This window comes from Herbidospora galbida (assembly GCF_005233835.1).
Classification (GTDB): Bacteria; Actinomycetota; Actinomycetes; order Streptosporangiales; family Streptosporangiaceae; genus Herbidospora; species Herbidospora galbida.
Genome location: NZ_SZQA01000003.1, coordinates 107,723 through 126,116, shown reverse-complemented (window position 1 = coordinate 126,116; position 18,394 = coordinate 107,723). Strand labels below are relative to the sequence as shown.

The following is an 18,394-nucleotide window of genomic DNA, read 5'->3' as shown; positions in this document are numbered from 1 at the left end:
ATGGGCTGGCTCTTCATCCTGTCGCTGATCGTCGCCCTGGCGCTGGTCTACAAGCCGCTCGGCGACTACATGCACCGCGTCTACGCCGGCACGAAGCACAACGGCGTCGAGCGGGTCACCTACCGCCTGCTCGGCGTCCGGCCCGACACCGAGCAGCGCTGGGGCGCCTACGCCCGCAGCCTGCTCGCCTTCTCGATCATCTCGATCTTCTTCGTGTACGCCCTCCAGCGCGTCCAGGACGAACTCTGGCTGTCGCTGGGCTTCGCCCCGGTGCCCGACCACATCGCGTGGAACACCGCCGTCAGCTTCGTCACCAACACGAACTGGCAGGCGTACTCGGGTGAGAACACGATGGGCCATCTGACCCAGATGGCCGCCCTCGCCGTGCAGAACTTCGTGTCGGCGGCGGTCGGCATGGCGGTGGCGATCGCGCTGGTGCGCGGGTTCGCCCGGCGCGGCAGCGACACCATCGGCAACTTCTGGGTCGACCTGGTGCGCGGCACGCTGCGCATCCTGCTGCCGATCGCCTTCGTGGGCGCGCTCGTCCTGGTGGCGGGCGGGGTGGTGCAGAACTTCGTCGGCCCCCACGAGATCACCACCCTGACCGGCAACGTGCAGAACGTGACCGGCGGGCCGGTGGCCAGCCAGGAGGTCATCAAGGAGCTGGGCACCAACGGCGGCGGTTTCTACAACACGAACTCCGCGCATCCGTACGAGAACCCGACCGCCTGGACCAACTGGTTCGAGATCTTCCTGATCCTGCTCATCCCGGTCACGCTGACCCGGACCTTCGGCCGGATGGTCGGCCAGCTGCGCCAGGGCTACGCGATCCTCGCCGTGATGGGCGTGATCGCGGTCGCGAGCATCGTGCTCACCAACGTCTTCGAGCTGGCCGGGAACGCGACCGTGCCGCAGGCGGTCGGCGCGGCGATGGAGGGCAAGGACGTCAGGTTCGGGGTCGCCAACTCGGCCACGTTCGCGGCGGCGACGACGCTGACCTCGACCGGCGCGGTCAACTCCTTCCACGACTCCTACACGCCGTTCGGCGGCATGATGACGCTGTTCAACATGATGCTGGGCGAGGTCGCGCCCGGCGGGGTCGGCGCGGGCCTCTACGGCATGCTGGTCCTGGCCGTCATCACCGTGTTCGTGGCCGGCCTGATGGTCGGCCGGACCCCCGAATACCTGGGCAAGAAGATCGGCGCTCGCGAGATCAAGCTCGCCTCGCTGTACTTCCTGGTCACCCCGGTGCTCGTCCTGATCGGCACGGCCGTGGCCATGGGCAACGAGGCGGGCCTGGCCGCGATGCTCAACTCGGGCCCGCACGGCTTCTCCGAGATCCTGTACGCCTTCACCAGCGCCTCCAACAACAACGGCTCGGCGTTCGGCGGCGTCACGGTGAACACGCCCTGGTATGACGTGGCGCTCGGCATGTGCATGGTCCTGGGCCGGTTCCTGCCGATCATCTTCGTGCTCGCCCTGGCCGGTTCGCTCGCGAAGCAGACGCCGGTGCCGGAGTCGGCCGGCACGCTGCCCACGCACCGGCCGCAGTTCGTCGGCCTGGTCGTCGGCGTGACGATCGTCCTGGTCGCGCTGACCTTCCTCCCCGCCCTGGCTCTCGGCCCCATCGCAGAAGGACTGTTCTGATGGCCGCGTTCGATCCCCAGCAGATGATCAAATCGCTGCCCGACGCCTTCAAGAAGCTCAACCCCGCGACGCTGTGGCGCAACCCCGTCATGCTGATCGTCGAGATCGGCGCGGTGTTCACCACCGTCCTGGCCGTGCTGGAGCCGAACTTCTTCTCCTGGGCGATCGTGGTCTGGCTCTGGCTGACCGTGCTGTTCGCCAACCTGGCCGAGGCGGTCGCCGAGGGCCGGGGCAAGGCCCAGGCCGCGACGCTGCGCGCCACCAAGCGCGACACCACCGCGGTGAAGGTGTCCGGTGAGGTCGTCTCCGCGACGGAACTGAAGCAGGGCGACGAGGTCGTGGTCGTGGCCGGGGAGATCATCCCGGGCGACGGCGACGTCATCGAGGGCATCGCCTCGGTCGACGAGTCGGCCATCACCGGCGAGTCCGCGCCGGTCATCCGTGAATCGGGCGGCGACCGGAGCGCGGTCACCGGCGGCACCAAGGTGCTGTCCGACCGGATCGTCGTGCGGATCACCCAGAAGCCCGGCGAGAGCTTCATCGACCGCATGATCGCCCTGGTCGAGGGCGCCAACCGGCAGAAGACCCCCAACGAGATCGCGCTGAACATCCTGCTGGCCGCGTTGACGATCATCTTCCTGGTCGCCACGGTGACCATGCAGCCGATGGCCATCTGGGCCAAGGGCGCCAACCCCGGCATCCCCGACTCGCTCGCGCTGACCGGCGACGGCGTCAGCGGCATCGTGCTCGTCTCACTCCTGGTCTGCCTCATCCCCACGACGATCGGCGCGCTGCTGTCGGCCATCGGCATCGCCGGGATGGACCGGCTGGTGCAGCGCAACGTCCTGGCGATGTCGGGCCGCGCCGTCGAGGCGGCCGGCGACGTGTCGACGCTGCTGCTCGACAAGACCGGCACCATCACGCTCGGCAACCGGCAGGCCGCCGAGTTCCTCCCGGTCGCCGGGGTCGGCGAGCAGGAGCTGGCCGAGGCGGCCCAGCTCTCGTCGCTGGCCGACGAGACCCCCGAGGGCCGCTCGATCGTGGTCTTCGCCAAGGAGCGCTACGGCCTGCGGGAGCGCGACGTCCACGACGCCGAATGGGTGCCGTTCACCGCGCAGACCCGCATGTCGGGCGTGAACGTCGGCGGGCGCGAGGTCCGCAAGGGCGCCGCGACCGCCGTCATGAAGTGGGTCCGCGACAACGGCGGCCACCCGACCGAGCAGGTCGGGGCCATCGTGGACGCCATCTCCGGCAGCGGCGGCACCCCGCTGGTGGTGGCCCAGAAGGACCAGGTCCTCGGCGTCGTCCACCTGAAGGACACCGTCAAGCCCGGCATGCGGGAGCGCTTCGACGAGATGCGCCGCATGGGCATCCGGACCGTCATGATCACCGGCGACAACCCCCTCACGGCCAAGGCCATCGCCGACGAGGCGGGCGTGGACGACTTCCTCGCCGAAGCCACCCCGGAGGACAAGCTCGCCCTGATCAAGCGGGAGCAGGAGGGCGGCCGGCTGGTCGCCATGACCGGCGACGGCACCAACGACGCCCCCGCACTGGCCCAGTCGGACGTCGGCGTCGCCATGAACACCGGCACGAGCGCCGCCAAAGAGGCCGGGAACATGGTCGACCTCGACTCCAACCCGACCAAGCTCATCGAGATCGTGGAGATCGGCAAGCAGCTCCTCATCACCCGGGGCGCGCTCACGACCTTCTCCATCGCCAACGACATCGCCAAGTACTTCGCCATCATCCCGGCGATGTTCGCGGCGGTGTATCCCGGCCTCGACGCGCTGAACGTCATGCGCCTGGACTCGCCCCAGTCGGCGATCCTGTCGGCGGTCGTCTTCAACGCGATCGTCATCGTCGCGCTGATCCCGCTGGCGCTGCGCGGCGTCAAGTACCGCCCGTCGAGCGCCTCGAAGCTCCTGAGCCGCAACCTGCTGGTCTACGGCCTGGGCGGCATCGTGGCCCCCTTCATCGGCATCAAACTGATCGACCTTCTGATCTCGGGGATCGTGTGATGAATCGTCTGCCCAGCTGGATCAGGCAGCACCTGGCGGCCCTGCGGGCCGTGGCCGTGCTGACGGTGATCCTCGGCGTGGTCTATCCCCTGGTGACCACCGGCGTGGCCCAGGCCCTCTTCAACGAGAAGACCGACCTGATCGGCCAGTCGTTCACCGACGCCGAGGGGAACCCGGTCGGGAAGTACTTCCAGTCCCGCCCGTCGGCGGCCGGCTACGACATGCTCGCCACGGCGGCCAGCAACCTCGGGCCGGAGGACGTCGTCGACGCTCCCGGCAAGCCGAGCCTGCTCACCCAGGTGTGCGCGCGCTCAGTCGCCGTGGGCCGGCTCGAAGGCGTCAGCGGGGCCCGTCCCTACTGCATCCCCGAGGGGGTCGGCGCGGTCCTGAAGGTCTTCCCCGACCGCGCGGTCAGCGTGAACCAGGCTTGCCCGGCGCAGCCGTTCGTCTCCGCCTACGAGGGCGTGAAGGTCGAGTGCGCCAAGCCCGGCGAGGACTACGCCGCCGGGCGCACCGTCCCGATCAGGGGGAACGCGACGGCGGTCGTGCCGCCCGACGCGGTGACGGCGAGCGGCTCGGGACTCGATCCGCACATCTCGGTCGCCTACGCCGAACTCCAGGCACCCCGCGTGGCCAAGGAGCGCGGGCTTCCCGTGGAGCGGGTGAACGCCCTCATCGAGCAGTACACGACCGGCCGTTCGCTCGGGTTCATGGGGGAGCCGGCGGTGAACGTACTGGCGCTGAACACGGCCCTCGACAAGGGGTGAGGACGTGCCGCGCGGCCGACTGAGGGTTTACCTGGGCGCGGCACCCGGGGTCGGCAAGACCTTCGCGATGCTGGGCGAGGGCCGCCGGGCGAAGGAGCGCGGCCGGGACGTGGTCGTGGGTCTCGTGGAGACCCACGGCCGCGTCCACACCGCCGCCCAACTGGGCGACCTGGAGATCCTCCCCCGCCGGGTGATGGAGTACCGGGGCGGCGAGTTCACCGAGCTCGACGTGGACGCCGTCATCGAACGCGCGCCGAAGGCGGTGCTGGTCGACGAGCTGGCCCACACGAACGTGCCGGGCTCCCGCAACGCCAAGCGCTGGCAGGACGTCGAGGAGATCCTGGACGCCGGCATCCACGTCGTCACCACGGTCAACGTGCAGCACCTGGAGTCGCTGAACGACGTCGTCCACGAGATCACCGGCGTTCCCCAGCTGGAGACGGTGCCCGACGAGATGGTGCGGCAGGCCGACCAGATCGAGCTGGTCGACATGTCGCCCGACGCGCTGCGGCGGCGGATGGCGCACGGCAACATCTACGCGCCGGAGAAGGTCGACGCGGCGCTGTCGAACTACTTCCGCGTCGGCAACCTGACCGCCCTCCGGGAGCTGGCGCTGCTGTGGGTGGCCGGGAAGGTCGACGAGCAGCTCGACCGCTACCGCGCCGAACACGGCATCGCCACCACCTGGGAGGCGCGCGAACGCGTCGTCGTGGCGCTGACCGGCGGCCCCGAGGGCGACACGCTGATCCGCCGCGCGGCCCGGATCGCCGACCGCAGCAAGGGCGCCGACCTGCTGGCCCTGCACGTGATCAGCGCCGACGGCCTGACCGGCGGCGACCCGGCCAGCCTGGCCCGGCAGCGGACGCTGGCCGAGTCGCTGGGCGGGACCTATCACCAGGTCGTCGGCGACGACATCCCCACGGCGCTGCTCGACTTCGCGAGCGGCGTGAACGCGACCCAGCTGGTCTTGGGGGCGTCGCGGCGAGGCCGGTTCGCCCAGATCCTCTCGCGCGGCGTGGGGGTCGAGACGACGGCGCAGTCGGGCTCGATCGACGTCCACATGATCACCCACGCGGAGGCGAAGCAGGGCCGCGCGCGCCGCCAGCGCTCCCGGGCCGCCCTGACGAGACGGCGGCGGATCACCGGCTGGATCCTGGCGCTGGCCGGCATGCCCGCCCTGGCGGGGATGCTGCTGCCGTTCCGGGCCGAGCTGTCGCTGCCGAGCGAGATCCTCTTCTTCCTGATGCTCACGGTGGGCGTGGCCCTGGCGGGCGGCACCTGGCCGGCCATCACCGCCGCCGTCGGCGGCTCCCTGCTGCTGAACTACTTCTTCACCCCGCCCCTGTACGAGTTCACGATCAACGACCCCGAGAACCTGTTCGCCCTGGTCGTCTTCGTGCTCGTGGCCGCCGCCGTGGCGGCGATAGTCGACCTGGCCGCCCGGCGCACGAGGCAGGCGGCCCAGGCGAGCGCGAACGCCGAGATCCTGTCGGCCCTGGCCGGGCACGTGCTGCGCGGCGAGTCGGCGCTGCCGTCGCTGCTGGCCCGGCTGCGCGAGACCTTCGGCCTGACGTCGGTGACGCTGCTGGAGCGGGCGGCCGAGACGAAGTCGTGGAACATCATCGCGACCACGGGCGGCCCGCCGTGCGTGAAACCGTCGAGCGGCGACACCGACGTGATCATCGACGACGACCTGGTGCTCGCCGCGCGAGGCGCGCCGCTCGACGCCTCCGACCGCCGCGTCCTGGAGGCCTTCGCGGCCGAGATCGCGGTCGCGCTGCGCCAGCAGCGCCTGGCGGAGGCCGCCGAGAAGGCCAAGCCGCTGGCGGCGGCCGACAAGATGCGCACCGCGCTGCTGGCGGCGGTCAGCCACGACCTGCGCACGCCCCTGGCCTCGGCCAGGGCGGCGGTCGAGTCGCTGCGCAGCGCGGAGATCGTCTGGTCTCCGGGCGACCGCGCCGAACTGCTGGCCACCGCCGACGAGTCGCTGGTGAAGCTCGACCGCCTGGTGGCCAACCTGCTCGACATGAGCCGCCTCCAGGCCGGCGTGCTGGGCGTGACCCTGGAGCCGCTGGCCCTCTACGAGATCGTCCCCCGCGCGGTCGACGACCTCGGCGCCCGCATCGACACGACCGTCCCCTACGACCTGCCGGAGGTCGTCGCCGACGCGGCCCTGCTGGAGCGGGTGCTGGTCAACGTGATGGGCAACGCCGTCCGCTACAGCCCGAGCGTGCTGGTCGCGGCGAGCTCCGTGGGCGACCAGGTGGAGATCCGGGTGATCGACCGAGGGCCCGGCATACCGCCCGACGCCCATGAGCGCGTCTTCCAGCCGTTCCAGCGCCTCGGCGACCGCGACAACCACACGGGGGTGGGCCTGGGCCTGGCCCTGTCACGCGGGCTGACCGAGGCGATGGGCGGGACGCTCACCCCGGAGGAGACCCCGGGCGGCGGCCTCACCATGGTCCTGCGCCTGCCGGCCCGTCAGGGCAGGTGGCCGCAGTCGGGCTCGCCGACGTAGACGTTCACGCCCCACCGGCCGGAGACCTCGTTGGTCTTCACGTAGTAGAGCCGGGCGTCGGGGGTGCGCAGGCGGGCCTCGACGTAGATCTCGTCGCCCGAGAGGTCCTCGTTGAGGAGCTGGGAGTCGATCACGCGGGTCCAGAGAAGCGACTGGGCGGGGCAGACCTTCTGGGTGTCGTCGCCGTCGGGCCAGTCGGCGCCCTTGACGGTGACGTAGTCGATGCGGTCGCCCGCGGCGCGCGGGGTGCACTGGACGGTGATCGTGGTGTCGTGCTCGGTGTCCTTCGGGGTGATGCTGAGCGTGCACTTGGCCGTCTCGGCCGCCTCGGCGTGCGGGACGACGACCAGGCACAGGACCAGCGTGCCCAGCAGGGCGATGATGCGTTTCATGTTCGGGACTCCATCGGTTGGAACGGTCCCTCAATGGGAGCAACCGCACCGCCGTCACGGCGAGCGCCACTGCGGCGGGGGAACGGGCGGCCAGCGGCCCGGTGAACGGTACATCCCTGACCTAGTCCTTTTCTCGCCGTGGTTGACGATGTCAGCCCGCTGATAGAAAGTTTCCAGCCCACGGCGAAATTTTCGAAGGAGCGAAGGAGCCACCCCATGCTCTTACGAACCCTGCTGGCCGCCACCCTCGTCTTCACGACGCTGGTGGCGCCCGCGCAGGCCCATGACGTCTCGTCGGGCTCGTACATCAAGAGCAGTCCAGGCCACGGCCGGTTCCCGCTGGTCGCGGGCGGCAAGGCCGCGGCGATCCACGTCAGCCAGGCCGACTTCCCGGGGGTGACCCGGGCCGTCGGCGACCTCCAGACCGACGTCGAGAAGGTCACCGGCGTCAAGCCGGCCGTCTCCACCGACGCCCCCACCCGGGGCGAGGTCGTCATCGTCGGGACGCTCGGGCGCAGCCCGCTGATCGACCAGCTGGTCGCGCGGGGCAAGCTCGACGTGTCGGCGATCCGGGGCAAGTGGGAGACCACGATCGAGCAGGTCGTACGCGACCCGCTGCCCGGGGTGCGGAGCGCGTTCGTGATCGCGGGCAGCGACCAGCGCGGCACCATCTTCGGGGTCTACGACGTCTCCAAGGAGATCGGGGTCTCGCCCTGGTACTGGTGGGACGACGTGCCCGTGCCGAAGAGGAACGCCCTCTACGTCGAACCGGGGCGGCACACCCAGGGCACCCCGGCGGTCAAGTACCGGGGCATCTTCATCAACGACGAGAACCCGGCGCTCGGCACCTGGGGCCCGGAGTTCTTCGGATCGGGCCTGGCGCCCGGATACCCGGGCGGGTTCAACCGGCACCTCTACGCCAAGGTCTTCGAGACCATGCTCCGGCTGAAGGCCAACTACCTGTGGCCCGCCGTCTGGGGGCGCGCGTTCGCCGAGGACGACCCGGCCAACCACGCGACGGCGAAGGCGTACGGGATCGTCATGGGCACCTCCCACGAGGCCCCGATGATGCGCGGCATCGAAGAGTGGAACCGGCACGCCGTCGCGGGCACGAGCGACCCCTACGGGGGCAACGGCGACTGGAGCTTCCGCCGCAACCGGAACGCCATCACGGAGTACTGGCGCGACGGCGTCCAGCGCATGAAGACCGAGGACTTCGAGGGCGTGGTCACCCTGGGCATGCGCGGCAACGGCGACGTCAGCCTGCCCGACGGCGACGGCATCGACCTGATGACCGACATCGTGAACACGCAGCGCGAGATCCTGGCGACCGAGGGCATGACCGACGTGCCGCAGGTGTGGACGCTCTACAAGGAGGTCCAGCGCTACTGGGACCGGGGCATGCGGGTCCCCGACGACGTGACGGTCGTCTTCACCGACGACAACTGGGGCAACATGCGCAAGCTGCCCGACCGGAGCGCGCCCCCCCGGGCCGGCGGTTACGGGCTCTACTACCACTACGACTACGTGGGCGGCGGCCGCAACTACAAGTGGGTCGACACCAACCAGCTGCCGAACATCTGGGAGCAGCTCAACCTGTCGTACACCTATGGAGTCGACCGGCTCTGGGTGGTGAACGTCGGCGACTTCAAGAACGAGGAGCTGCCGACGCAGTTCTTCCTCGACTACGCCTGGAAGCCCATGCCGCTGGAGAAGGTCACGGACTGGGAGCGCGGGTACGCCGCCCAGAACTTCGGCACGGGCCAGTCACGCGAGATCGCCGAGGTCCTGCACGACTACGCGGCCCTGCAGTCGCGCCGCAAGCCGGAGCTGCTCAACCGGCTGATCAGCCTCGACCCGTCGAAGGACCTGTCGACCGACTCGGCGGCCGTGGTCTACGACGACCAGGCGAGCCCCTACAGCCTGACCAACTACCGGGAGGCCGAACGGGTGACGGCCGAGTGGGCCGCGCTGTCGGCCCGCGCCGAGAAGATCGCCGGGAGGCTGCCGCAGAACGCCCAGGACGCCTACTTCCAGCTCGTCCTCTACCAGGTGAAGGCGACCGCGAACCTCTACGCGCTGCGCCTGGCCCAGTTCACCAACATCCGCTACGCCGAACAGGGCCGGGCCGCCACCAACGACCTCGCCGACGTCGCCGAGGCCCGCTTCGCCGACGACCAGGCCATGTCCGACCACTACAACACCGGCCTCGCGGGCGGGAAGTGGAAGAACTGGCAGCTCCAGCCCAAGATTGGCTATGGCGACATCGCCCGCTACGGCCCCAACGCGCCCTGGCAGCAGCCCGAACTGAACCATGTGGCGCTGCCCGACGCCTTCTACCCCGCGCTCCGGCGGATCACCGTCCCGGCCGTCGCCGAGATGGGCGTGGAGCCCGCGACGCTGCCGGAGTTCAGCCCCTACCAGAGCGCGCCCGAGCAGCACATCGAGGTCTACAACAAGGGCACCGTGCCGTTCGACTACCAGATCAGGCCGTCGGTGCCGTGGCTGCGCGCCGAACCGTCGCGGGGCCGGCTCGACAAGCAGGTCCGCAGCACGCTGAAGGTCGACTGGTCGCGCGCCCCGCGCGGCACGACCGAGGTGCCGATCACCGTGACCGGCCCGAACGGCTCCACCTCCGTGGTGCGGGCCGTCGTCAAGAACCCGTCGGGCCCGGTGAGGGGCTTCGTCGAGGCGGGCGGGTACGTCTCCCTCGAAGCCGCCCGCCCGTCGAAGACGGTCGGCTCGTGGAAGAAGATCCCCGGCATCGGCCGCACCGGTGACGGCCTCACCCCGTGGCCGGTCACCGCGCCCCGCCAGACCCCCGGGGGGAACAGCCCCCGCCTGGAATACGACCTGCACCTGTTCACGACCGGCCCGGTCAAGGTGTGGGCCTACCTGTCGCCGCGCAACAACGTGCTCCCGACCGAGGGCCTCAAGTACGCCGTCTCCGTCGACGACGCGACCCCCCAGGTCGTCGACGTCATCTCGGCCACGGGTTCCGACGACACCCGGATGAACAAGCAGTGGGAGCGCAACACCTCCGACAACGTCAACCGGACCGTCACCACCCACACCATCACGGGCGCCGGGTCGCACACCCTCAAGTTCTGGATGGTCGACCCGACGGTCGTCGTCCAGAAGATCGTCGTGGACACCGGCGGCCTGCTGACCAGCTACCTCGGCCCTCCGCCGAGCCGTCACCTCTGAGCGGCGACCAGCTCACGGACCGCCGGGGCGACCTCGGCCGCGAACAGCTCGGTCTTGGCCAGATCGTCGGACATCAGCAGGAAACCGCTGATGCCGTAGTCGACGGTCAGCCCGGCGAGCTCTTCGACCCACTGCTTCGGCGGTCCCTGGAGAAGGCCGCGGCCGGCGGCCGTGAACTCGCCGGTGATGTTGAGCAGCCGCCGGACCGCACGCGGTTCGCGCCCGGCCGCGAGGGCGGCCTCGTCGATGTGCCGGTTCATCTCGGCCAGGTCGGCGGGGCCGCCCGGCAGGTAGGGCAGCGACGGGAGCCACCCGTCGCCCACCCGTCCCGTGAGGGCCAGCATCTTGGGCTTGTACGCCCCCACCCAGATCCCCACGTCATGCGCCGGGGCGGGGCCGCGCTTCGCGCCCTTCACCGGGTAGTAGGGCCCGTCCGACCGGACCCCGCCGCGCTCGTCGGCGGCCCAGATCTGGCGGATGATCCCGATGCCCTCCTCCAGCGCCTCGATGCTCTGGGCGGGGGTGAGCCGCCGCCCGCCCATGGCCGCGATGGCGTCCCAGAACCCGCCCGCGCCGATGCCGAGCTCGATCCGCCCGCCGCTGAGCTGGTCGAGGCTGGCCACGCTGCGCGCCAGCACGGCGGGCTGGCGCAGCGGCAGGTTGGTCACGTTGCCGCTGAGCCTGATCCGCTCGGTCTGCGCCGCGATGTACGACATCAGCGTCCAGGTGTCGTGGAAGCGGGGCTGGTAGGGGTGGTCTTGGAAGGTGACCAGGTCGAGCCCGGCCCGGTCGGCGGCCCTGGCGTGGTCGACGGCGTGCCTGACCGGCTGGATCGCCGGGCTGACGAAGGTGCCGAACAGCAGGTCGTGCCCGTAGTCGCTCATTTCTCATCCCTGATGTTGAAGTTGTCGCGGAAGACGTTCGACGGGTCGTAGCGGCGCTTCAGCGCCCGCAGCCGGTCGAGGGTCCGGGGCGGGAACGCGTCGGCGACCTTGCCGAGGCCGGTCTCGAAGCTGAGGTAGAGGCCGTCGAAGTGCTCGCGGCTCGCCTCCCACAGCGCGTCCATCCGCTTGTCGTCGATCCCCATCGCGGTGACCTGGAAACCGGCGTCGCGGTGGGCGTAGGCGGTGGCGTCGGCCGGGACGTCGGCGACCGCCCCGCCGACGGTGCGGATCTGGAAGAAGAACACCACCCCGCTGGCCAGCATCTTCGCCGCCGCAGCCGCGAAGGCCGGAGTGATCTCCCGGACGAACGCCGACCGCGCCACCGGCTCGCCCTGCCCCTGGTGGTCGCCGTCGTGGGCGTTGTCCATGACGTCGGCGTAGGCCGCGACGACGACCTGCTGCTGGTAGAGGGCGGAGATGCCGGCGAAGGGCTGGAGCTGGTCGACGATGACCTCGGGGTCGCCCGAGTCGACCATGGCCATGATCTGCGCGACGGCCGGCTGGCCGCGCCGGGGCGGTCCCATGATCAGGAACGCCGTCGTGTCGCGCGGGGCCGCCGACGCCACCTCGCCGAAGCGCCGCAGGAACCCGGCCTGGTCGGCGGCGTCCATGACGAGCTGGGCCCAGCCGACGTCGGTGACCTCGTCGGCCTCGAACTCGAAGGAGGTGACGATCCCGAAGTTGGCGCCGGCGCCGCGTACCGCCCAGAAGAGGTCGGCGTTCTCGTGGTCGTCGGCCCTGACGACCGAACCGTCGGCCAGCACGATCTCGACGGCCCGCAGGCGGTCGACGGTGAGCCCGTGCTTGCGCGACAGGAACCCGATGCCGCCCGCGGTGGCCAGCCCGCCGACCCCGACGCCGCCGTAGTCGCCCGACCCGATCGCCCATCCGTAGGGGCGCAGGGCGGCGGCGACCTCCTTCCAGCGGGCGCCCGGACCGATCCTGACCCGGCGCGTGGTCTCGTCGAGCACCTCGATCGCGTTGAGGTGACGCAGGTCGACGACGATCCCGCCGTCGTTGGTCGACCGGCCGCTGACGCCGTGCCCGCCGCTGCGCACGCCCAGCGGCAGCCGGGGGTGGCGGCGGGCGAAGGCCAGCGCGTCGGCGACCCCGGCGGTGTCGCGCGGGAACAGCAGCAGCCCCGGAGAGCCGCCGCGCAGGTAGTTCGACCTGACCCGCCCGTAGGTGCGGTCGCCCGGTTCGACGGCGGTGGCGGCCAGCGATTCGGGCACCCCGTCGTAGTCGATGCCCGCACGGCGCCGGGCGAGCACGGCGGCGGGCCTGACCGGCCGGTCGGAGAGGTCGTCGGGGGCGGCGGCGCGCAGGGCGGGGATCGTCTCGCGGGCGAACCGCGTCAGCACGGCCTCGTCGTCGGTCCGCAGGACGATCGTGCCGAACCCGTCGTCGAGCACGCTCGCCGGGACGTCGCCGGTGACGACGAGGATCCGCCGGATCTCCCGGGGGTCGCGCCCGGCGGCCAGGGCGGCCTCGTCGACGAGCTTGTTCCCGGTACGCGGGCATTCGGGCCGCTCCGGATCGTGGGCGAAGACCCACCCGTCGGCCTGGCGTCCGGCCAGCTCCAGCACGGCGGGGTCGTCGCCGGTGACCCAGATGGGCAGGGCGTGCGCCGGTTCGGGACCGGACTCCGCCCCGTCGAGCCGGTGGTGGGCGCCGTCGTAGGTCACCCGGGGCGCCGAGGTGTCCCAGATCGCCCTGATCACGTCGATCGCCTCGGCCAGCGCCGCGACGTCGCCCGACGTGCCGAGCGTGAGCGCCACCCGGCCGCCCGACAGCAGGTCGAGCCCGGCGGCCGAGCGGCCGAGCACGGCGGCGTTCCATTCGGTGAGGTCGGCCCGGCCCACCAGGCCGACCCGGTCGGTCCGCCCGGCCAGCCAGGCCAGTCCGGTCCACTCGGGGACCATCGCGAGGTCGTAGCCGAGCTCCTCTATCAGCTCCGTGCGGCGGGTGAGGGCGCCGAACCGCAATGCGTGGCCATAGTTCATGGGGGACTCCCTTAGGTTGATACGTCAACCAATATACGTCAAGGTTGACGCATCAACTAATCTGGATCTCATGGCCGATCTCACCGACCCCCAGGCCGTCGCCTGGGCCAGCTACCAACGCATGCGCGCCCGGCTCAGCGGCGTCCTCGGCCGCGAGCTCGCCGCCGCCACCGGCCTGTCCGAGGCCGACTTCGAGGTCCTGGTCGCCGTGCACGAACGCCCCGACGACACCGTGCGGTCGCTGGCGCTGCGATGCGGGCTGGAATGGGAGAAGAGCCGCCTGTCCCACCAGCTCCGCCGCATGGAGCAGCGCGGCCTGATCATCCGCGAGGCCTGCGAGGAGGACAGCCGGGGCTCGGCCGTCCGGCTCACCGCGCGCGGGCGCGAGCTGGCCTGCGAGGCCAGGAAGCACTACGACGCGGCGGTCAAGCGCTACGTCATGGACTCGCTCACGCCCGAGCAGATCGCCGCACTGGCCGAGATCTCCGGCATCCTGCTCGACCGCATCGAGGTCACCCACAAGTGAGCCACCAGCCGACCGAACCGGTCCGCGCCGCCGTCACGGTCGCCGGACGCCGTCTCTCCTACCTCGACTTCGGTGGCGAAGGACGGGTGCTCTTCGCCCTCCACGGCCACTTCGGCGAGGCCCGCGCCTTCACCCGCCTCGCCCGCGACCTCGGCCCCGAATGGCGCGTGATCGCGCTCGACCAGCGCGGTCACGGCTTCTCCGACCGGCCGCCCGACTTCTCCCGCGCGGGTTACGTCACCGACGCCGCGTCCGTCCTGGCCCGCCTCGACCTCGGCCCGGTCGTCGTGCTCGGGCACTCCCTGGGCGGCGTCACCGCCTTCCAGGTCGCCGCCCGCCATCCCCACCTGGTCAGCGCGCTCGTCATCGAGGACATCGGGCCGGTCGTCGACGACGACCTGTCGTACGCCCTCACGTGGCCGAAGCGGTCCCCCACCCGCGCGGCGCTGCTGGCGGCCCTGGGCCCGTCGGCCCCGCACGTGGACGACGCGATCCGCGAATTCCCCGACGGCTGGGGGCTGGCCTTCCACACCGAAGACATGGTCGCCTCGCAGCGCGAGCTCAACGGCGACCACTGGGACGACTGGCTCGCCGGCACGTGCCCGGCCCTGGTCGTCCACGGAACCAAGAGCACCGTGCTGAGCCACGACCTCGCCGCCGAGATGACCGCCCGCCGGCCGGACACCCGCCTGGCGCGACTGGACACCGGTCACGCCGTCCGCCAGACCGACCCCGTCGGCTTCGCGGCCATCGTTTCCGATCTGTGACCAACCCGCCACCCTCTGCCCGCATCCAAGGATGTGACGGGGAACACAACCAGGGGGTAAAGATGAAGATCAGGGTTCTGGTCGCGCTGGTGACGACGGCCGCCGCCGTCATGGCCGCGCCGGCCGCAGCACAGACCACCGCACAGGCCGAGCCGGGCCACGGCCACGGGGGCGACAGCATCCGCTACGCGTCGGCCAAGGCGTGCAAGGTGAAGAAGGCGACCGTCCTGTGCGGGAACTGGCGGCTCGTGACGCACCACGGCGACATCATTCAGCTCAAAGACGCCCAGCTCGAAGCGCTCGACGGCAAGCGCAGGCCGGTCGGCTTCACCGCCGCGCCGGTGGCCATCAGCGGCGACGGCCAGAAGATCGTCTACTTCCGCAAGGACGGCCGGATCGCCGTCCGCACGTTCGGCGGCGGGGTCACCCTGCTGCCCGCGAACACGCTGCCGAAGAACGTCGTGCAGTACAACGTGTGGTTCCGCCTGTCCGACGACGGCGCCACCCTCGCCGTCACCGACCGCCGGACGATGATCTTCGACACCAAGAAGGGCAAGCGCCTGGGCCTGCTGCCCACCAAGCGCGAGTTCATCGGCTTCAGCGGCGACGGCAAGGAGGTCCTGACCAGCGCCACCGACGAGGTCTTCCGCGTCTACGACCGGTCGGGCACGCTCCTGCGCCAGGGCCGCCCGGCCGAGGCGGTCAACGGCTGGGGCCCGAACGCCCTCAACGCGGACGCCCGGACCCTGGCCACCCTGGTGTCCGGCAACAAGATCGTCGTCTCCGACCTGGAGACCGCCCAGGTGGAGGGCGACAACCCGATCAAGCTGCCCAAGGGCGGCACCGTCGAGATGCTCGACTGGACCGGCCCCACCCAGGTGACCCTGCACGTGTCGCAGAACCTGCCGAAGGTTCCGAACCGGATGACGGTCCTCCAGCACGACACCAAGACCGGCGTGACCAAGGTCCGCGACCGCTACGACATCCTCAAGGACACCTTCACCTACGCCGCCTGCGGCGGCTAACGAACAGGCTTGGCCTTGCCCAGCTGCTTGATCGTGGCCGGGTCGACGCCCGCGGGCAGATCGGCGGCCTTCAACGGGCCGGTCCCCTTGGCGACCCCGGTGTTGCCCGAGCAGCTACCGGTCACCAGACGGCCGTCCGACTTGGCGGCGAACACCAGATACCGGGCGCCGCGCGCGAACTTCACCCCGCACGCGGCGCTCTCGGTGTTGGTGGCCACCTTCACGGTCACCTTCGGCTTCCCCTTGTATGCATGGTCGACCCGGAAGCTGAAGGTGTGCTGCCGGGCGGGCGACTTGGCGGCCTTGAAGCCGGTGGCCACACCGGTGAAGACGATCGTGGAGTGCTGCACCCGCTCCTTCACCGGAACGAGGGCGCACTTGCAGGCGTAAGCGGGCACGGACGAAAAGACGAGCGTCCCCGCGGCCAGCGCGAGGACGAGGAAGAGACGACGCCACATGCCCCTGAAACGGAAGCGGAGATCAATCGGTTCGCCGCACGTTTGGGGGTCCCGCCTCGGGTAGCGGCCCTGTCAGCAGCAGCCAACGAAAGGGGCTTACATGTACGAGCCGTGGAGCTACCAGGAAGGCGTCGCCTCCGGCGCCGGGGTGAGCGTGATCGGGTTCGACGTCGAAGCCGTCGACGGCAAGATCGGCGAAGTCGACGAGCAGAGCGACGCCGTCGGCGACGCCTACATCGTCGTGGACACGGGTTTCTGGATCTTCGGCAAGAAGGTCATCATGCCCGCCAGCACGATCACCGAGATCGACCCGCAGCAGCGCAAGGTCTTCCTCGCCCGGACGAAGGAAGAGATCAAGAACGCGCCGGAGTTCGACCAGGACACCTACAAGGACCCGGCGTACCGGGAGCAGGTCGGCAACTACTACACCGGCTACAACCAGCTTCCGTGACGCGGCGAGACCCGCATCCGGCGTTCGGCGACAGGGGGTTGATCGAACGCCCGGGTGCGGGTCTCCGCATGTCGGATCACCGCTCCCAGGGAGCGGTGTCGCCCATCTTCTCGTAGTACTTGGCCAGGTGGGACTTGACCCGGTCGACCTCGTTCTCGGGGATGTTCACGCCCCCGCGTGCTCCTTGGAGAACCCCGCCGGCGGCCATCACGGCGCGCGGCACCGCTTTCAGCTTGCCGTCGACGACGTCGGCGATCAGCAGCTTGTAGCTGCCGAAGTTCCCGGGGGCGTCGCCGTCGTACCAGACGTGGGCGTTGCGGTAGGCGGCGTCGGGCTCGTCTTCCGCGCCGGCCCAGTCACGGACGCGGCTCTCGGCGGCGTCGCCGTCCCATTCCCGCGAACGGTCGGCGAGGGGCAGGTCCTGGAATCGTGTCACGGTCATACCAGACACCTGCCCGGCAGGGGATGGGCAAACGGTCACCATCCCGTGCCGGTCAAGTAGATCGGTGAGTCAGTCTCTGACCCACTCGCCGGTCGAGCGCCGATAGGCCTCGGCCCCGGCCCGGTCGATGGCCGCCTTCACCGCCGCGAAGATGGCCCCTTGGATCGCGGCGGCCACGACCACCTCGCCCCATCCGTAGTCGGGCGAGGTCGCCTGCGGCGCCTCGTCCTCACCGGCGGCCAGCTTCCAGACCTGCTTGAAGACCAGGCTCGCCACCGCGCCGCCGATCATGCCGCTGAGCGCGCTCGCCCCACGCACCGCTAATTTGTTCATGCCGGTACGTGCTACCCGAGGCGCCCAGCGGTAGTCGGCCGATCACCCGGCGGGCGGGTACGAATCGTTGCCGGGTGCGATCGTGCGCTGGTCGCGCACCTTGCCGTCGGTGCCGTGGACGCGCAGCTCACCGCCGCCGTCGGCGGCCAGGATCTCGGCCGCTCTCTTGACCGCCTCGTCCTGCGTGCTGAATAAGGCGCTCGCACGGCTGCCGCCCGGCTTGGTGACGGCCCACTGCCCGTCTTCCTGTCTCACCACGTCGCGTGAATTGGCCTGTCCTGCCATCACTGCTCCTCCGATCGGGTGCCCCCACCGCTACCCCGATTCGGCGAGATCAGTGGCCCATCACCTTGCGGATGAGGTCGCGGGCGCGGTCCATGAGGGCGGCGGGCGCGCCCAGCAGCAGGTTCTTCTTGGCCGACTCCGCACCCGGATGCGGGTGGGTGGGGGCCGTCATCTGGGCGGCCTTGACGCCGGCGGTCATCTTGCGCAGGCGGTCGGGGTCGCCCTCGAGTTCGAGCTGCGGGAACTCGAACTGCTCCTCGGCGTCGGCGTGGTCGATGACGTCCGTACGGAGGGCGTCCAGGTGCTTGAGGAAGTCGGGGTTGTCGGTGCCCATCTCTTCGAGGTCCGCCAGGGCCTGCTTGGCCTCGTTCTCCTCCCGGAGCCGCGGGTCGATGACGGCGTCCCCGCCGGGAACGACCGTGCGGGCGTACGGGTGGACGAGTTCCTCCTCGGCGGTCTCGTGCACGGAGAGCAGGTGGACCAACCTGCGGAAGGCCTCTTCTCGGGCGTCGCCCTGGGCCGACTCGACCTCGGCGAACAGGGTCTTGATCTCTTCGTGCTGGTGCTTCAGGAATGTGACGACATCACTCTGCCGGGTGTCCATGACC

General features: G+C 70.6%; 17 protein-coding genes. 9 read left to right on the top strand and 8 right to left on the bottom strand.

What is annotated here, in order from left to right; translation table 11 throughout:
- Genes kdpA through FDA94_RS05525 form a run of 4 tightly spaced genes read left to right on the top strand, consistent with a single transcriptional unit; the run spans position 1 to position 6,953 of the window.
- Positions 1 to 1,647, top strand: coding sequence for a potassium-transporting ATPase subunit KdpA (gene kdpA, locus FDA94_RS05540; RefSeq protein WP_137245933.1), 1,647 nt, complete (start codon positions 1 to 3; stop codon positions 1,645 to 1,647).
- The gene (gene kdpB, locus FDA94_RS05535; protein ID WP_137245932.1) at positions 1,647 to 3,668 is read left to right on the top strand and encodes a potassium-transporting ATPase subunit KdpB; all 2,022 of its coding nucleotides are present in this window, start codon (positions 1,647 to 1,649) and stop codon (positions 3,666 to 3,668) included. Before kdpA ends, kdpB begins: the two co-directional genes overlap by 1 nt.
- Positions 3,668 to 4,435, top strand: a complete 768-nt coding sequence (locus FDA94_RS05530) for a potassium-transporting ATPase subunit C (protein ID WP_137245931.1) — start codon at positions 3,668 to 3,670, stop codon at positions 4,433 to 4,435. Before kdpB ends, FDA94_RS05530 begins: the two co-directional genes overlap by 1 nt.
- Before the next feature lie 4 nt (positions 4,436 to 4,439).
- Positions 4,440 to 6,953 (top strand): sensor histidine kinase, encoded by a 2,514-nt coding sequence (locus FDA94_RS05525; RefSeq protein ID WP_137245930.1) that lies wholly within the window; start codon positions 4,440 to 4,442, stop codon positions 6,951 to 6,953.
- Here the strand turns inward: FDA94_RS05525 and FDA94_RS05520 are convergent.
- Positions 6,917 to 7,345: a hypothetical protein gene (locus FDA94_RS05520; protein ID WP_137245929.1), complete on the bottom strand. Its 429-nt coding sequence runs from the start codon at positions 7,343 to 7,345 to the stop codon at positions 6,917 to 6,919. The genes FDA94_RS05525 and FDA94_RS05520 overlap by 37 nt on opposite strands.
- Before the next feature lie 216 nt (positions 7,346 to 7,561).
- On the opposite strand from FDA94_RS05520, the gene FDA94_RS05515 reads away from it, so the two are divergent.
- The gene (locus FDA94_RS05515; RefSeq protein ID WP_137245928.1) at positions 7,562 to 10,552 is read left to right on the top strand and encodes a glycosyl hydrolase 115 family protein; all 2,991 of its coding nucleotides are present in this window, start codon (positions 7,562 to 7,564) and stop codon (positions 10,550 to 10,552) included.
- Here the strand turns inward: FDA94_RS05515 and FDA94_RS05510 are convergent.
- Positions 10,543 to 11,436 carry an LLM class flavin-dependent oxidoreductase gene (locus FDA94_RS05510; protein ID WP_137245927.1) on the bottom strand — a complete coding sequence of 298 codons (894 nt, stop codon included), beginning with the start codon at positions 11,434 to 11,436 and terminating at the stop codon, positions 10,543 to 10,545. The two genes, FDA94_RS05515 and FDA94_RS05510, sit on opposite strands and share 10 nt — an antisense overlap.
- On the bottom strand, positions 11,433 to 13,499 hold the full coding sequence (locus FDA94_RS05505; RefSeq protein WP_137245926.1) for an LLM class flavin-dependent oxidoreductase: 2,067 nt from the start codon (positions 13,497 to 13,499) through the stop codon (positions 11,433 to 11,435). The genes FDA94_RS05510 and FDA94_RS05505 overlap by 4 nt, the downstream gene beginning before the upstream one ends.
- A 70-nt stretch (positions 13,500 to 13,569) precedes the next feature.
- On the opposite strand from FDA94_RS05505, the gene FDA94_RS40315 reads away from it, so the two are divergent.
- From FDA94_RS40315 to FDA94_RS05490, 3 genes are all read left to right on the top strand, one after another.
- Positions 13,570 to 14,025, top strand: a complete 456-nt coding sequence (locus FDA94_RS40315) for a MarR family winged helix-turn-helix transcriptional regulator (RefSeq protein WP_137245925.1) — start codon at positions 13,570 to 13,572, stop codon at positions 14,023 to 14,025.
- A complete protein-coding gene (locus FDA94_RS05495; RefSeq protein ID WP_137245924.1) occupies positions 14,022 to 14,792 on the top strand; it encodes an alpha/beta fold hydrolase in 771 nt (256 codons plus the stop codon). The genes FDA94_RS40315 and FDA94_RS05495 overlap by 4 nt, the downstream gene beginning before the upstream one ends.
- Before the next feature lie 62 nt (positions 14,793 to 14,854).
- Positions 14,855 to 15,817: a WD40 repeat domain-containing protein gene (locus tag FDA94_RS05490; protein ID WP_137245923.1), complete on the top strand. Its 963-nt coding sequence runs from the start codon at positions 14,855 to 14,857 to the stop codon at positions 15,815 to 15,817.
- Here the strand turns inward: FDA94_RS05490 and FDA94_RS05485 are convergent.
- Positions 15,814 to 16,275: a hypothetical protein gene (locus FDA94_RS05485; RefSeq protein WP_137245922.1), complete on the bottom strand. Its 462-nt coding sequence runs from the start codon at positions 16,273 to 16,275 to the stop codon at positions 15,814 to 15,816. The two genes, FDA94_RS05490 and FDA94_RS05485, sit on opposite strands and share 4 nt — an antisense overlap.
- A gap of 100 nt (positions 16,276 to 16,375) precedes the next feature.
- Between FDA94_RS05485 and FDA94_RS05480 the strand changes: the two genes are divergently transcribed.
- A complete protein-coding gene (locus FDA94_RS05480) occupies positions 16,376 to 16,726 on the top strand; it encodes a hypothetical protein (protein ID WP_062430758.1) in 351 nt (116 codons plus the stop codon).
- Positions 16,727 to 16,802: 76 nt separating this feature from the next.
- On the opposite strand, the gene FDA94_RS05475 is transcribed toward FDA94_RS05480, so the two are convergent.
- The 4 genes from FDA94_RS05475 to FDA94_RS05460 all read right to left on the bottom strand — a co-directional run bounded on the left by FDA94_RS05475 (position 16,803) and on the right by FDA94_RS05460 (position 18,390).
- Positions 16,803 to 17,168, bottom strand: coding sequence for a hypothetical protein (locus FDA94_RS05475; RefSeq protein ID WP_137245921.1), 366 nt, complete (start codon positions 17,166 to 17,168; stop codon positions 16,803 to 16,805).
- 69 nt (positions 17,169 to 17,237) lie between these two features.
- Positions 17,238 to 17,501 (bottom strand): DUF4235 domain-containing protein, encoded by a 264-nt coding sequence (locus FDA94_RS05470; RefSeq protein ID WP_137245920.1) that lies wholly within the window; start codon positions 17,499 to 17,501, stop codon positions 17,238 to 17,240.
- A 42-nt stretch (positions 17,502 to 17,543) separates the two neighbouring features.
- On the bottom strand, positions 17,544 to 17,786 hold the full coding sequence (locus FDA94_RS05465; protein WP_137245919.1) for a DUF2188 domain-containing protein: 243 nt from the start codon (positions 17,784 to 17,786) through the stop codon (positions 17,544 to 17,546).
- 49 nt (positions 17,787 to 17,835) lie between these two features.
- Positions 17,836 to 18,390 (bottom strand): hemerythrin domain-containing protein, encoded by a 555-nt coding sequence (locus FDA94_RS05460; RefSeq protein WP_137245918.1) that lies wholly within the window; start codon positions 18,388 to 18,390, stop codon positions 17,836 to 17,838.
- Positions 18,391 to 18,394 lie beyond the last annotated feature (4 nt).

Excerpts from the sequence above, each read along its gene's own strand:
- kdpA (WP_137245933.1), top strand. The coding sequence starts at position 1 with ATGGGCTGGCTCTTCATCCTGTCGCTGATCGTCGCCCTGGCGCTGGTC.
- kdpB (WP_137245932.1), top strand. The coding sequence starts at position 1,647 with ATGGCCGCGTTCGATCCCCAGCAGATGATCAAATCGCTGCCCGACGCC.
- FDA94_RS05530 (WP_137245931.1), top strand. The coding sequence starts at position 3,668 with ATGAATCGTCTGCCCAGCTGGATCAGGCAGCACCTGGCGGCCCTGCGG.
- FDA94_RS05520 (WP_137245929.1), bottom strand. The coding sequence starts at position 7,345 with ATGAAACGCATCATCGCCCTGCTGGGCACGCTGGTCCTGTGCCTGGTC.
- FDA94_RS05515 (WP_137245928.1), top strand. The coding sequence starts at position 7,562 with ATGCTCTTACGAACCCTGCTGGCCGCCACCCTCGTCTTCACGACGCTG.
- FDA94_RS05510 (WP_137245927.1), bottom strand. The coding sequence starts at position 11,436 with ATGAGCGACTACGGGCACGACCTGCTGTTCGGCACCTTCGTCAGCCCG.
- FDA94_RS05505 (WP_137245926.1), bottom strand. The coding sequence starts at position 13,499 with ATGAACTATGGCCACGCATTGCGGTTCGGCGCCCTCACCCGCCGCACG.
- FDA94_RS40315 (WP_137245925.1), top strand. The coding sequence starts at position 13,570 with ATGGCCGATCTCACCGACCCCCAGGCCGTCGCCTGGGCCAGCTACCAA.
- FDA94_RS05490 (WP_137245923.1), top strand. The coding sequence starts at position 14,855 with ATGAAGATCAGGGTTCTGGTCGCGCTGGTGACGACGGCCGCCGCCGTC.
- FDA94_RS05485 (WP_137245922.1), bottom strand. The coding sequence starts at position 16,275 with ATGTGGCGTCGTCTCTTCCTCGTCCTCGCGCTGGCCGCGGGGACGCTC.
- FDA94_RS05480 (WP_062430758.1), top strand. The coding sequence starts at position 16,376 with ATGTACGAGCCGTGGAGCTACCAGGAAGGCGTCGCCTCCGGCGCCGGG.
- FDA94_RS05475 (WP_137245921.1), bottom strand. The coding sequence starts at position 17,168 with ATGACCGTGACACGATTCCAGGACCTGCCCCTCGCCGACCGTTCGCGG.
- FDA94_RS05470 (WP_137245920.1), bottom strand. The coding sequence starts at position 17,501 with ATGAACAAATTAGCGGTGCGTGGGGCGAGCGCGCTCAGCGGCATGATC.
- FDA94_RS05465 (WP_137245919.1), bottom strand. The coding sequence starts at position 17,786 with ATGGCAGGACAGGCCAATTCACGCGACGTGGTGAGACAGGAAGACGGG.
- FDA94_RS05460 (WP_137245918.1), bottom strand. The coding sequence starts at position 18,390 with ATGGACACCCGGCAGAGTGATGTCGTCACATTCCTGAAGCACCAGCAC.